Annotated in this window: 13 protein-coding genes; all 13 read right to left on the reverse strand. The window is 62.6% G+C overall.

Annotated elements, in window-relative coordinates; translation table 11 throughout:
* Nucleotides 1-9 precede the first annotated feature (9 nt).
* The 13 genes from NKI15_RS04785 to nuoF all read right to left on the reverse strand — a co-directional run bounded on the left by NKI15_RS04785 (nt 10) and on the right by nuoF (nt 13,083).
* Nucleotides 10-831, reverse strand: coding sequence for a biotin--[acetyl-CoA-carboxylase] ligase (locus NKI15_RS04785; protein WP_023709242.1), 822 nt, complete (start codon nt 829-831; stop codon nt 10-12).
* Nucleotides 832-835: 4 nt separating this feature from the next.
* Entirely contained in the window at nt 836-2,272 is a 1,437-nt protein-coding gene (nuoN, locus tag NKI15_RS04790; RefSeq protein WP_023706136.1) for an NADH-quinone oxidoreductase subunit NuoN, read from the reverse strand.
* Between the two features lie 18 nt (nt 2,273-2,290).
* Complete coding sequence (locus tag NKI15_RS04795) at nt 2,291-3,796, reverse strand: NADH-quinone oxidoreductase subunit M (protein ID WP_023670808.1); 1,506 nt, start codon at nt 3,794-3,796, stop codon at nt 2,291-2,293.
* Nucleotides 3,796-5,769: an NADH-quinone oxidoreductase subunit L gene (gene nuoL / locus NKI15_RS04800; RefSeq protein ID WP_023706137.1), complete on the reverse strand. Its 1,974-nt coding sequence runs from the start codon at nt 5,767-5,769 to the stop codon at nt 3,796-3,798. The genes NKI15_RS04795 and nuoL overlap by 1 nt, the downstream gene beginning before the upstream one ends.
* Before the next feature lie 10 nt (nt 5,770-5,779).
* Nucleotides 5,780-6,088 carry an NADH-quinone oxidoreductase subunit NuoK gene (gene nuoK / locus NKI15_RS04805; protein ID WP_023670810.1) on the reverse strand — a complete coding sequence of 103 codons (309 nt, stop codon included), beginning with the start codon at nt 6,086-6,088 and terminating at the stop codon, nt 5,780-5,782.
* A 7-nt stretch (nt 6,089-6,095) separates the two neighbouring features.
* Nucleotides 6,096-6,356 carry a hypothetical protein gene (locus NKI15_RS04810; RefSeq protein ID WP_023670811.1) on the reverse strand — a complete coding sequence of 87 codons (261 nt, stop codon included), beginning with the start codon at nt 6,354-6,356 and terminating at the stop codon, nt 6,096-6,098.
* A 2-nt stretch (nt 6,357-6,358) separates the two neighbouring features.
* A complete protein-coding gene (locus tag NKI15_RS04815; RefSeq protein ID WP_023706138.1) occupies nt 6,359-6,979 on the reverse strand; it encodes an NADH-quinone oxidoreductase subunit J in 621 nt (206 codons plus the stop codon).
* 123 nt (nt 6,980-7,102) lie between these two features.
* Entirely contained in the window at nt 7,103-7,594 is a 492-nt protein-coding gene (gene nuoI / locus NKI15_RS04820) for an NADH-quinone oxidoreductase subunit NuoI (RefSeq protein ID WP_023685203.1), read from the reverse strand.
* Nucleotides 7,594-8,637, reverse strand: a complete 1,044-nt coding sequence (gene nuoH, locus NKI15_RS04825) for an NADH-quinone oxidoreductase subunit NuoH (RefSeq protein WP_023685202.1) — start codon at nt 8,635-8,637, stop codon at nt 7,594-7,596. Before nuoH ends, nuoI begins: the two co-directional genes overlap by 1 nt.
* 2 nt (nt 8,638-8,639) lie before the next feature.
* A complete protein-coding gene (gene nuoG, locus NKI15_RS04830) occupies nt 8,640-10,721 on the reverse strand; it encodes an NADH-quinone oxidoreductase subunit NuoG (protein WP_352885795.1) in 2,082 nt (693 codons plus the stop codon).
* Entirely contained in the window at nt 10,721-11,002 is a 282-nt protein-coding gene (locus NKI15_RS04835; protein WP_352514988.1) for a pentapeptide repeat-containing protein, read from the reverse strand. Before NKI15_RS04835 ends, nuoG begins: the two co-directional genes overlap by 1 nt.
* Before the next feature lie 11 nt (nt 11,003-11,013).
* Nucleotides 11,014-11,706: a helix-hairpin-helix domain-containing protein gene (locus NKI15_RS04840; RefSeq protein ID WP_023830502.1), complete on the reverse strand. Its 693-nt coding sequence runs from the start codon at nt 11,704-11,706 to the stop codon at nt 11,014-11,016.
* 72 nt (nt 11,707-11,778) lie between these two features.
* Nucleotides 11,779-13,083: an NADH-quinone oxidoreductase subunit NuoF gene (gene nuoF / locus NKI15_RS04845; protein ID WP_023670819.1), complete on the reverse strand. Its 1,305-nt coding sequence runs from the start codon at nt 13,081-13,083 to the stop codon at nt 11,779-11,781.
* Nucleotides 13,084-13,086 lie beyond the last annotated feature (3 nt).

Here is a 13,086-nt window from a genome sequence, read left to right on the forward strand (position 1 = left end):
GGCCAGCCCCTAAATCTTTGCCGACGCGACGGCGCCGAAATGCACGTCGCCGGCGGCTACCGTCACGACCGACCCCTCATCATCGCGGATCACGAAACGGCAGTCCGCGTCAATGGTTTCGAAGGTACCGCGCACCACATTCCCGTCAATCCTGACAGCAACCTCGCCGCCAAGCCCCGCCGCGCGCGATAGCCAGCGACGCCGGATGGCGTCGAGCCCGCGTCCGTCATCCCACAGCCGGGCATTGTCGGTCCAGGCATCAGACAGCGCCAAGAACAGCGTTTCGGCGTCGCATGTCGCGCCCAGCGCCTGAAGCGATGTCGCCGGATACGGCAAATCCGGCGGATGCGCCACCACATTGACGCCGATGCCCACCGCCACCGCGAAACGGCCGCCATCGAGAATGGCCGATTCCAGCAGGATGCCGGCCAGCTTGGCGCCGGAGGCCAGCACATCGTTCGGCCATTTCAGCTCGAAGCGATTCTGCCCCTGGCTGGCGCCGTCGAGGCCGATAGCGATCCTGCCCTTCGGCACCACGGCGTCGAGCGCATCGGCCAGCGACAGGCCGGCGACGAAGCCCAGCGTCGCCGCCAGACGCAACTCACCGCCGGTGATGACCAGCAATGTCGCCGCCAGATTGCCCTCGGGCGATACCCAGGCCCTGCCGCGGCGGCCACGGCCGCTTTCCTGCTTCTTGGAAACGACCCACAATTTGCCGGGATCGCCTGCCCTTGCATGGTCCAGCGCCAGTGTGTTGGTGGAACCCACGCTGTCATGGGCCTCGAGCCGGAACCCTTCCGTCTCAGAGGTCGGAGCCAGCCGAAATGCCATCCGTTCAGAAAAATGTCTTGGCGGCGGCTTCGGCGTAGGTCGCGATCGGCCCGCCGATCAGCACATAGAACAGCACGAAAGCGCCGGAGACACCAAGCACGAGGCGCAGCTCAACCGCCATCGGCACGAAGCCGCCGGCCGGTTCGTCGAACCACATGATCTTGATGATCCGCAGATAGTAGAAAGCGCCCACCACAGAGGCCAGCACGCCGATGATCGCCAGCGCATAGAGATTGGCGTTGATGGCGGCGAGGAACACGTACCATTTCCCCCAGAAACCGGCGAGCGGCGGGATGCCGGCCAGCGAGAACATCAGGATGGTCAGGATCGTCGCCATGATCGGGTTGGTCGACGACAGACCGGCGAGATCGCTGATCTGCTCGACATTGCCTTCCTTGCGCCGCATGGCGAGGATGAAGGCGAAGGTGCCGAGCGTCATGACGAGATAGATCAGCATGTAGATGGCGACGCCGCGCACGCCGGCCTGGCTGTTGGCGGCTAGGCCGACCAGCGCGTAGCCCATATGGCCGATCGAGGAGTACGCCATCAGCCGCTTGATGTTGGTTTGGCCGATCGCGGCGAAGGAGCCGAGCGCCATCGAGGCGATCGAGATGAAGACGATGATCTGCTGCCAGTCGGAAGCGATCGGCTTGAAGGCGCCCATGGTGACGCGCACGATCAGCGCCATTGCCGCCATTTTGGGGGCAGCCGCCAGGAAGGCGGTGACCGGCGTCGGCGCGCCCTCGTAGACATCGGGCGTCCACATGTGGAACGGCACCGCGGAAATCTTGAAGGCAAGGCCGGCCAAAACGAAAACCAGGCCGACGACGAGGCCGAGCTGGCGCTCACCGCTGCCAAGCGCCGAGGCGATTTCCTGGAAGCCGACATTGCCAGTGTAGCCGTAAATGAGGCTGATGCCGTAAAGCAGCATGCCCGACGACAGCGCGCCCAGCACAAAATACTTCAAACCGGCCTCGGTCGAACGCAGATTGTCGCGATTGATCGCGGCCAGCACGTAAATCGCCAGCGACTGCAGCTCGAGGCCGAGATAGAGCCCGATCATGCCGTTGGCCGAGATCATCAGCATCATACCGAGCGTGCAGAGCAGGATCAGCACCGGGTATTCGAACTTGTCGAAATGCTCCTGCCTGGCGAAGCGCATCGACATCACCAGCGTCACCGCCGAACCGATCAGCGACAGCACCTTCATGAAGCGGGAGAACGGATCCTGGATGAAGGCGTTGCCGTAGGCTGCGCCCTGTCCCGTGGGAAAGATCAGCCATAGGCCTGCGATCACCAGCACGGCGACGGCAAGGACAGTCACCAGAATGGCAGTGTTGGCGCGCGAATAGGCGCCCACCATCAACAGCGCCAGCGCGCCGATGGCGAGGATCAGCTCCGGCGTCGAGAGCGAAAGGCTGGAGTAAAGGTCCGGCGTCATGGTTCGCAAAACCTCTGGTCAGTTCGCCGCCGCGGTCTGCGCGGCGCCGATGGATGCGGTGACATTGGTGACGAGCGCCTTGACCGACTGGGCCGTGGCATCGAAGACGGGAGCGGGATAAACGCCGAAGAAGATGACCAGCACGACCAGCGGGTAGATGATTGCCTTCTCGCGCGTCGACAGATCGAGCAGGCCCTTCAGGCTTTCCTTGGTCAGCGCGCCGAAGATCACCCGGCGGTAGAGCCAGAGCGCGTAGGCCGCCGACAGGATGACGCCGGTGGCGGCGAAGAAAGCCACCCAGGTGTTGACCCGGAACACGCCGAGCATGGTCAGGAACTCGCCAACGAAACCTGACGTGCCCGGCAAGCCGACATTGGCCATGGTGAAGATCAGGAACACCGTGGCGTATTTCGGCATGTTGTTGACCAAGCCGCCATAGGCGTCGATCTCGCGCGTGTGCATGCGGTCGTAAATGACGCCGACGCACAGGAACAGTGCGCCCGAGACGAGGCCGTGGCTCAGCATCTGGAAGATCGCGCCCTGCACGCCTTCCTGGTTCATGGCGAAGATGCCCATGGTGACGAAGCCCATATGGGCGACGGAGGAATAGGCGATCAGCTTCTTCATGTCCTCCTGCATCAGCGCCACCAGCGAGGTGTAGATGATGGCGACGACCGACAGCGTGAACACCAGCGGTGCGAACATTTCCGACGCCAGCGGGAACATCGGCAGGGAGAAGCGCAGGAAGCCGTACCCGCCCATTTTCAACAGTATGCCCGCCAGGATCACCGAGCCCGCCGTCGGCGCTTCGACGTGCGCATCGGGCAGCCAGGTGTGCACCGGCCACATCGGCATCTTCACCGCGAAGGAGGCGAAGAAGGCTAGAAATAGCCATGTCTGCATGTGGGCCGGGAAGTTGTGGGTCAGCAGCGTCGGGATGTCGGTGGTGCCCGCCTGGAAGAACATCGCCATGATGGCGAGCAACATCAGCACCGAGCCGGCCAGCGTGTAGAGGAAGAACTTGAACGAGGCATAGACGCGGCGCTTGCCGCCCCAGACGCCGATGATGATGAACATCGGGATCAGGCCGGCCTCGAAGAAGACGTAGAACAGCACGATGTCGAGCGCGCAGAACACGCCGATCATCAGCGTTTCCAAGAGCAGGAAGGCGATCATGTAGGCCTTGACCCGCTTGTCGATCGCTTCCCACGACGCCAGGATGCAGAGCGGCATCAGGAACGTCGTCAGGATGACGAACAGCATCGAAATGCCGTCGACGCCCATATGGTAGGAGATGCCGGAATCCAACCAGGCAAACTTCTCGACGAACTGGAAGCCGGCTTGCGAATTGTCGAAGCCGGTCCAGATGAACAGCGAGATGATGAAGGTGGCTGCTGTCGTCGTGAACGCGATGGCGCGGATGTTGCGACGCGCATTCGGGCTGTCATCCCTGATGAACAGGATCAGCAGCACACCTACGAGCGGCAGGAACGTGACCAGCGAGAGGATTGGCCAGGCGGTCATCAGAGCATCATCCAGGTGACGAGTGCGGCCACGCCGATCAGCATGGCGAAGGCATAGTGATAGAGATAGCCGGTCTGCAGCTTGACGACGCGGTCGGTGACGTCGACGACACGCGCCGAAATGCCGTCAGGGCCGAGCCCGTCGATGATGGTGCCGTCGCCGGTCTTCCACAAGAACCTGCCCAGCGCCTTTGCCGGCCGCACGAACAGGACGTCGTAGAGCTCGTCAAAGTACCATTTGTTGAGCAGGAAGGCATAGAGCAGCCGATGGTTGGCGGCGACGCTCCGGGGCAGCTCCGGCGAGCGGATGTAGAACTTCCAGGCGACGGCAAAGCCGATGATCATGGCGACGAACGGTGCCAGCTCGACCCACAGCGGCAATTCATGGATCTCGTGCAGGATGTGGTTGCCCGGCAGCGTGAACAGCGACGCCTTCCAGAATTCGGCATAGGCTTCGCCGATGAAGGCGCCATGAAAGACAACGCCGGCAAACAGCGCGCCCGCGGCCAGGATGAACAGCGGCACCAGCATCACCGGCGGCGATTCATGGACATGGTGCATGACGTCGTGGCTCGCCCGCGGCTCGCCGTGGAAGGTCATGAAGATCAGCCGCCAGGAGTAGAAGGAGGTGAAGCAGGCGGCGATGACCAGCAGGACAAAAGCGAGGCCGGCGACCGAATTGTGGCCGGCAAAGGCAGCCTCGATGATGGCATCCTTGGAGAAGAAGCCGGCGGTGCCGATGACGGTCACCGGAATGCCGACGCCGGTCAGCGCCAGCGTGCCGATCACCATCATCCAGTAGGTCTTCGGAATGAGCTTCCGCAGGCCGCCCATCTTGCGCATGTCCTGCTCGTCGGAGACGGCATGGATGACCGAGCCCGAGCCCAGGAACAGCAGCGCCTTGAAGAAGGCGTGCGTGAACAGATGGAAAATCGCCGCGCCATAGGCGCCGACGCCGAGCGCCACGAACATGTAGCCGAGCTGCGAGCAGGTCGAATAGGCGATGACGCGCTTGATGTCGTTCTGGACCAGGCCGACGGTCGCCGCGAAGAAGGCGGTGAAGGCGCCGATGAAGGTGACCACGGTCAGCGCCGAATGCGACAGTTCGAACAGCGGCGACAGCCGCGCCAGCATGAACACGCCGGCCGTCACCATGGTGGCGGCATGGATCAGTGCCGAGACCGGGGTCGGGCCTTCCATCGCGTCCGGCAGCCAGGTGTGCAGCGGCACCTGCGCCGACTTGCCCATAGCGCCCATGAACAGCAGCAGGCAGACGATGGTCATGGCCGCCTGCTTGTCCAGCGCATAGCCGAGGAAGGTCAGCACGGCGGCGCCTTGTGGTGCGCCTTCAGCCGGAATGAACGTCGCGGCATTGGCGAAGATGGTGCCGAGATTGACCGAGCCGAACAAAACGAAGACGCCGAAAATGCCGAGCGCAAAGCCGAAATCGCCGACGCGGTTGACGACGAAGGCCTTGATCGCAGCGGCATTGGCCGACGGCTTCTTGTACCAGAAGCCGATCAGCAAATAGGAGGCGAGACCCACCCCTTCCCAGCCGAAGAACATCTGCACCAGATTGTCGGCCGTCACCAGCATCAGCATGGCGAAGGTGAACAGCGACAGATAGGCGAAGAAGCGGGGCCGGTTCGGATCGTGGTGCATGTAGCCGATCGAATAGATGTGGACCAGCGCCGACACCGTGTTGACCACCACCAGCATGACCACCGTCAGCGTATCGATCCTGAGCGCCCAGGACGCGTCGAGCCCGCCGGATTGGATCCAGCGCAGTACCGGCACGGTGAACACCTCGCCCTCGCCGAAGCCGACGGAGAAGAAGGCGACCCAGGACAGCACGGCCGAGATCACCAGGAAGCCCGAGGTGATGTATTCCGATGCCTTGGCGCCCAGCGAATTGCCGAACAGACCGACGATCAGGAAGCCGAGCAGCGGAAGGAAGACGATCGCTTGATACATGTTAGCCCCGTCAACCCTTCATCTGGTTCACGTCTTCGACCGCGATCGAGCCGCGGTTGCGGAAGAAGACGACGAGAATGGCAAGACCGATGGCCGCTTCGGCGGCGGCGACCGTCAGCACGAACAGGGCAAACACCTGGCCGACGAGATCGCCCAATGCCGCCGAGAAGGCAACGAAATTGATGTTGACCGCCAAAAGGATCAGCTCGATCGACATCAGGATGACGATGATGTTCCTGCGGTTCAGGAAGATGCCGAACACGCCCAGCGTGAACAGGATCGCCGATACGGTCAGGTAATGTGCGATGCCGACGACCATGGCCAGATCAAACCTTTCCCGGCATTTGTTGAATCATTGAACGCGCGGATACGATGGCGTCCAAAAGGCTGTCTATGGCAGAAGGCTCGAAGATAACTGTTGCATCATTCCGGCCTGCCCCCTGAACGTATGTGAAATCTTCGCTCTTGATGTTCAGCGTAAGATTCCCGTCGCGATTCCAGACGAATACCCAGGCCTTTTCAGTCGAATCAACCCGCCAAGAGGCAACCTGCTCTCCCCAGTATTTTTTCTTCAAACGACCGAACATCGTCAGAGCCCCTCGCCCGACTTGACCTTGCGGATTTCCATGCCTGTCGTCGGCGTGCGGCCGACCTGGGCTGCGATCGACTGCCGCTTGATCCCTTCCTTGTGGCGCAGCGTCAGCACGATGGCGCCGATCATGGCGACCAGCAGGATGAGGCCCGAAATCTGGAAGTAGTAGAGGTAGTCGGTATAGAGGATGTCGCCGAGTGCTGCGGTGTTTGTCCGCGCGGCAAGATCCGGGATGGGTTTGGAGACCGTCGAGGCCAGTTGCGGCGCGAAGGTGTAGCCGCCGAGCACCACGATCAGCTCGGCCGCCAGGATCAGCCCGACCAGCGCGCCGATCGGCGCATATTGCAGGGCGCCTTCCTTCATCTCGGCGAAGTCGACATCGAGCATCATGACGACGAACAGGAACAGCACCATGACCGCGCCGACATAGACGACAAGCAGGATCATCGCCAGGAACTCGGCGCCGGTCAGCATGAACAGGCCGGCGGCGTTAAAGAAGGTCAGGATCAGGAACAGCACGGAATGCACGGGGTTGCGCGACGAAATGACCATGAAGGCCGACGCCACCGCGACAAAGGCGAAGAGGTAGAAAAAGGCCGCCTCTAGTCCACTCAGCATTGGGGATCCCCCGGGTTCCTGTCCAAACAGGACATCCGTCCTGTTTGATTTCTGCGACCGCCTCAGGCCGGCAAGTTGCGTTGTCCTTAGACGAGGGCCCTCGCCCCGTCCATGCGTCAAATGTCAGCGGTAAGGCGAGTCCAGCGAGATGTTGCGCGCCAGTTCGCGCTCCCAGCGGTCGCCATTCGCCAGCAGCCTGTCCTTGTCGTAGTAAAGCTCTTCGCGCGTCTCCGTCGCGAACTCGAAATTCGGCCCCTCGACGATGGCGTCGACCGGGCAGGCTTCCTGGCAGAAGCCGCAATAGATGCACTTCACCATGTCGATGTCGTAGCGCACGGTGCGGCGCGTGCCGTCATTGCGGCGCGGGCCGGCCTCGATGGTGATCGCCTGCGCCGGACAGATCGCTTCGCACAATTTGCAGGCGATGCAGCGTTCCTCGCCATTGGGATAGCGGCGCAGCGCGTGCTCGCCACGGAAGCGCGGGCTGGTCGGCCCTTTCTCGTGCGGATAGTTGATCGTTTCCTTCGGCGCGAAGAACTGGCGCATCGACAGGAAGAAGGCGCTGACGAAATCCTGCAGCAGCAGCGATTTTGCGGCCTGGCCAAAAGCGGACATCACGCAAACCCCGTGATTTTGAGGAAGGCCGCGGTGGCAACGACCATGAACAGGGAGATCGGCAGGAACACTTTCCAGCCCAGCCGCATCAGCTGGTCGTAGCGGTAGCGCGGCACGAAGGCCTTCACCATCGAGAACATGAAGAACATCAGGCAGATCTTGAGCACGAACCAGATCACGCCGGGCACCCAGGTGAAGGGGGCGAAGTCGAAGGGCGGCAGCCAGCCGCCGAGGAACAGGATGGTGGCCAGCGCGCACATCATCACCACGGCGACGTATTCGCCGAGGAAGAACAACAGGAACGGCGTCGAGGAGTATTCGACCATATGGCCGGCGACGAGTTCCGACTCGGCTTCCACCAGGTCGAAGGGCGGGCGGTTGGTCTCGGCCAGCGCCGAGATGAAGAAAATGACGAACATCGGGAACAGCGCCAGCCAGTGCCAGTCGAGGAAGCTGTTGGGCAGGCCAAGCTTGGTGCCCAGCCCATCCTGCTGCGACAGCACGATGTCCGACAGGTTGAGCGAGCCGACGCAGAGCAGCACGGTGACGATGACGAAGCCGATCGAGACTTCGTAGGACACCATCTGCGCCGCCGAGCGCAGCGCGCCGAGGAACGGGTATTTCGAGTTGGACGCCCAGCCGCCCATGATCACGCCATAGACCTCGAGCGAGGAGATGGCGAAGACGTAGAGGATGCCGACATTGACGTTGGCGATCCCCCAGCCCGCATTGACGGGAATGACCGCCCAGGCCGAGATTGCCAGCACGGCCGACACCAGCGGCGCCAGCAGGAACACGCCCTTGTTGGCGCCGGACGGAATGACCGGTTCCTTGAAGACGAATTTCAGCAGATCGGCGAAAGCCTGCAGCGTGCCCCACGGGCCGACGACGTTCGGGCCGCGGCGCAATTGCACCGCCGCCCAGATCTTGCGGTCGGCGTAAAGCAGGTAGGCAACCCCGATCAGCAAAACGACGATCAGCACGACCGACTTTAAAAGGATGATCAGCGTCGGCAGCACGTAGAAGGAGAAGAAGGTGTCCATGTCTACTCTGCCGCCTGCCTGAAGCCGTTTTTCGCCAGCGCCGAGCATTCCGCCATGACGGCGGAGGCCCGCGCGATCGGGTTGGTCAGATAGAAATCCGTGACCGGCGAGGTGAAAGTGCCCTTGTTCAGCCGCCCGCCGAGCTTCGCCACCCTAGCGACGTCATCGGCATTGCCGGCTTCGACATGATCGATGCGGGCGAGATGCGGGTATTCGCCATAAAGTTTGGCGCGCAACTGCTGCAGCGAATCGAAGGGTAGTTTCTTGCCGAGCACATCGGACAATGCCCTCAGGATCGCCCAGTCTTCGCGCGCGTCGCCCGGCGCGAAGCCCGCGCGGTTGGTCTGCTGCACGCGTCCCTCGGTGTTGACATAGGTGCCGGACTTTTCGGTGTAGGCGGCTCCCGGCAGGATGACATTGGCGCGGTGCGCACCGGCGTCGCCATGCGTTCCGACATAGACGACGAAGGCGCCGCCGGTCTTAGACATGTCGATCTCGTCGGCGCCGAGCAGGAACAGAACCTCGCTCTCCCCCAGCATGCCGGCAACGTTCTTGCCGCCCTTGCCAGGCACGAAGCCGACATCAAGACCGCCGACGCGCGCGGCCGCAGTGTGCAGCACGGCAAAGCCGTTCCAGTCGGCGCGGGCAGCGTTGACGGCCGTGGCGAGTTTCGCCGCCTGGCCGAGCACCGCCGCGCCGTCGGCACGCGACAGCGCGCCCTGGCCGACGATGATCAGCGGATGCGTCGCCTTCTTCAGCACCTGGAAGAACTTGCCATTGCCATCGGCCAGATCTTTCAGAGATTCCGGACCGGCGCCGAGCTGTTCATAATCGTAGCGTGTGTCGCCGACCTCGCCGATGATGCCGACCGGCAGATTGCCGATCCGCCAGCGCTTGCGGATGCGGGCATTTAGCACCGAGGCCTCGAAGCGCGGATTGGCGCCGATGATCAGCACCGCGTCGGCCTGCTCGATGCCCTCGATGGTCGGGTTGAAGATGTAGCTGGCGCGGCCGAGCGCGGGATCGAGTGCGGCGCCGTCCTGGCGGCAATCGGTGTTCCTTGAGCCCAACGCAGCCATAAGCTGCTTCAGCGCGTAGATTTCCTCGACGGCGGCAAGATCGCCCGCAATCGCGCCGATTTTCTCGGGCGCCGCATTCGACACCGCATCCCTGATCGCAACGAACGCTTCGGCCCAGCTGGCCGGCGCCAACTTTCCGTCCTTGCGGACATAGGGGCGGTCGAGGCGCTGCGTGCGCAATCCGTCCCAGATGAAGCGGGTCTTGTCGGAAATCCACTCCTCGTTCACCGCTTCATTGACGCGCGGCAGGATGCGCATCACCTCGCGGCCGCGGCTGTCGACGCGGATTGCCGAGCCGACGGCGTCCATGACGTCGATGGATTCTGTCTTGGTCAGCTCCCACGGCCGTGCCTGAAAGGCGAAAGGCTTGGAGGTCAGCGCGCCGACCGGGCAGAGGTCGATGACATTGCCCTGCAGCTCCGAGGTCATGGCGCTTTCGAGATAGGTGGTGATCTCGGCATCCTCGCCGCGGCCGATCAGGCCAAGCTCGGAAATGCCCGCAACTTCCGTGGTGAAGCGAACGCAGCGCGTGCAGTGGATGCAGCGGTTCATAACCGTCTTGACCAATGGGCCGATATACTTGTCTTCGACCGCGCGCTTGTTCTCGTGATAGCGCGAGGAATCGACGCCGAAGGCCATCGCCTGGTCCTGCAGGTCGCATTCGCCGCCCTGGTCGCAGATCGGGCAATCCAGCGGATGGTTGATCAAGAGGAATTCCATCACCCCTTCGCGGGCCTTCTTGACCATCGGCGTGTTGGTGAAGATTTCAGGCGCCTCTCCATTGGGTCCCGGACGGAGGTCGCGCACATTCATGGCGCAGGAGGCCTGCGGCTTCGGCGGCCCGCCCTTCACCTCGATCAGGCACATGCGGCAATTGCCGGCGATCGACAGCCGCTCATGGAAGCAGAAGCGCGGCACTTCCGCGCCGGCGTCCTCGGCCGCCTGCAGCAGCGTGTAGTGGTCGGGTACAGTGATCTCTTTCCCGTCGACCTTGAGCTTTGCCATCAATTGCCCCTGGCGGTCTGCGCCGTCTCATATGCCTGAAATAGATCGCTCAGCCTGATGCCATTGATCATCATGCCGGCGACTTCAGCGTTTTCTATCTTCAAATTGCTCATATTCACATTGCTGAAAAACGCGTCCGAGAGGTTCGCGTCCTCCACAACGGCCGCCGACAGGTCGACGTTGTGAAACTGCGTGTTCGACAAGTTCACATCGTCAAATCTGGAGTTGCTGACGATGGCATTGCGCACATCGAGAACATCGCTCCTGTCGTGGATCTCCATGCCTGCCACCCCTACTTCTTCGCCTTGGCGGCCAGCGTCAGCGCCGCGGCCTGGCGGGTCCACTCGTCGCGGCCGATACGGCCGGTGAGCGACAGGTAGTCCTCGACCCAGGCGATCTCTTCTGGCGCCCAGGCGGCGATCTGGGCAAAGGTCCAGATGCCGAGGCCGTTCAGCACCTTTTCCAGCTTCGGCCCAACGCCGGTGATCGCCTTGAGATCCGACGGCTTGGCCGGACGAGCCACGGCCTTGGGCTGTCTGAAATCCTCCGGCATCAATCCGATCGTCGCGCCTTCGGCGACGGCCTCGGTCTTCTCCGGCTCGGCATCGACGGTGAGAGCGGCAATATCGGTCACATCCTGGGCAAAACTCTGCGCCTCGGCGATCAGGGTTCTGGTCGCCGCGCGCGCCTTGGTGGCGGGGGCGGTCTCGGCGAACCCTTGGCTGCGCTGTTCGAAATCGTCGATGATCGGCTGGAAAATCCGCTGCGATGCCTCGGCAGCACCCGACAAGGCGCCTAGCCACACGCCAAAGGCATGGTTGGCAAGGCCGAAGCCCAGCGCCGACATGGCGGCGGCACCAGCGACAGGATGCGCGAGAAGGTTGACGGCGCTGGCCATCTCCTTCGGCATCATCCTTGTCAAATCCTGGTTCATCTTCTCAAGCTGGTCCAAATTGGGCATCAAAGGGTTCGAATAGGGCGCCATAGACATCTCCTGGTCGTTTCTTCGTCAGCCCCGCCCCTATTTTTCCGTCCGGGGCTTGCGCCCGATTTCAATCTACTCAGCAGCCACCATCACCGGTTCGGCCCGGTGCGCGTTGCGCGAAAACTCGTCGATGCGCCGCTCCACCTCGCCGCGGAAATGCCGCATCAGGCCCTGGATCGGCCATGCCGCGGCATCGCCCAGCGCGCAGATCGTATGACCCTCCACCTGTTTGGTGACGTCGAGCAGCATGTCGATCTCGCGCTTCTGCGCCTCGCCGCGCACCAGCCGCTCCATCACCCGCCACATCCAGCCGGTGCCTTCGCGGCACGGTGTGCACTGGCCGCAGCTCTCATGCTTGTAAAAATAGGACAGCCTGGCGATCGCCTTCACGATATCGGTCGACTTGTCCATGACGATGACAGCCGCCGTGCCGAGACCCGATTTCAGGTCGCGCAAAGCATCGAAATCCATCGGCGCATCGATGATCTGCTCGGCCGGCACCAGCGGCACCGAAGCGCCGCCCGGAATGACCGCGAGGAGATTGTCCCAGCCGCCCCGAATGCCGCCGCAATGCGTCTCGATCAGCTCGCGGAACGGGATCGACATCGCCTCTTCGACGGTGCACGGATTGTTGACGTGACCCGAGATGCAAAACAGCTTGGTGCCGACATTGTTGGGCCGGCCAAAGGACGAGAACCAGGCGGCGCCACGGCGCAAAATGGTCGGCGCGACCGCGATTGACTCGACATTGTTCACGGTAGTCGGACAACCGTACAAGCCGACATTGGCTGGGAATGGCGGCTTCAGCCGGGGCTGGCCCTTCTTGCCTTCGAGGCTTTCGAGAAGTGCTGTTTCCTCGCCACATATATAGGCGCCGGCGCCGTGATGCATGTAGATGTCGAAATCGTATCCGGACGTGTTGTTCTTGCCGATCAGCCTGGCCTCGTAGGCCTCGTCGATGGCGCGCTGCAGCGCCTCGCGCTCACGGATGAACTCGCCGCGCACATAGATGTAGGCGGCGACCGCGCCCATGGCGAAGCCGGCGATGAACGAGCCCTCGACCAGCGTGTGCGGATCGTTGCGCAGGATATCGCGGTCCTTGCACGTGCCGGGCTCGGACTCGTCGGCGTTGACAACGAGATAACTCGGCCTTCCATCGCTCTGCTTGGGCATGAACGACCATTTCAGCCCGGTCGGGAAGCCGGCGCCGCCACGGCCGCGCAGGCCGGACGCCTTCATCTCGTTGACGATCCACTCTCGCCCCTTGGCGATGATGCCGGGCGTGTTGTCCCAGGCGCCGCGCGCCATCGCGCCGGCCAGTGACTTGTCGAAGAGCCCGTAGATGTTGTTGAAGATGCGGTCTTTGTCAGCCAGCATGAC

Origin of the sequence: Mesorhizobium sp. M0862 (assembly GCF_040319795.1) — a bacterium.
Classification (GTDB): domain Bacteria; phylum Pseudomonadota; class Alphaproteobacteria; order Rhizobiales; family Rhizobiaceae; genus Mesorhizobium.

Coding starts and splice junctions, on each gene's coding strand:
- NKI15_RS04840 (WP_023830502.1), bottom strand. CDS start 11,706: ATGGCGCCCTATTCGAACCCTTTGATGCCCAATTTGGACCAGCTTGAG.
- nuoK (WP_023670810.1), bottom strand. CDS start 6,088: ATGGTCGTCGGCATCGCACATTACCTGACCGTATCGGCGATCCTGTTC.
- NKI15_RS04810 (WP_023670811.1), bottom strand. CDS start 6,356: ATGTTCGGTCGTTTGAAGAAAAAATACTGGGGAGAGCAGGTTGCCTCT.
- nuoG (WP_352885795.1), bottom strand. CDS start 10,721: ATGGCAAAGCTCAAGGTCGACGGGAAAGAGATCACTGTACCCGACCAC.
- nuoI (WP_023685203.1), bottom strand. CDS start 7,594: ATGTCCGCTTTTGGCCAGGCCGCAAAATCGCTGCTGCTGCAGGATTTC.
- NKI15_RS04835 (WP_352514988.1), bottom strand. CDS start 11,002: ATGGAGATCCACGACAGGAGCGATGTTCTCGATGTGCGCAATGCCATC.
- nuoF (WP_023670819.1), bottom strand. CDS start 13,083: ATGCTGGCTGACAAAGACCGCATCTTCAACAACATCTACGGGCTCTTC.
- NKI15_RS04815 (WP_023706138.1), bottom strand. CDS start 6,979: ATGCTGAGTGGACTAGAGGCGGCCTTTTTCTACCTCTTCGCCTTTGTC.
- NKI15_RS04785 (WP_023709242.1), bottom strand. CDS start 831: ATGGCATTTCGGCTGGCTCCGACCTCTGAGACGGAAGGGTTCCGGCTC.
- nuoN (WP_023706136.1), bottom strand. CDS start 2,272: ATGACGCCGGACCTTTACTCCAGCCTTTCGCTCTCGACGCCGGAGCTG.
- NKI15_RS04795 (WP_023670808.1), bottom strand. CDS start 3,796: ATGACCGCCTGGCCAATCCTCTCGCTGGTCACGTTCCTGCCGCTCGTA.
- nuoL (WP_023706137.1), bottom strand. CDS start 5,769: ATGTATCAAGCGATCGTCTTCCTTCCGCTGCTCGGCTTCCTGATCGTC.
- nuoH (WP_023685202.1), bottom strand. CDS start 8,637: ATGGACACCTTCTTCTCCTTCTACGTGCTGCCGACGCTGATCATCCTT.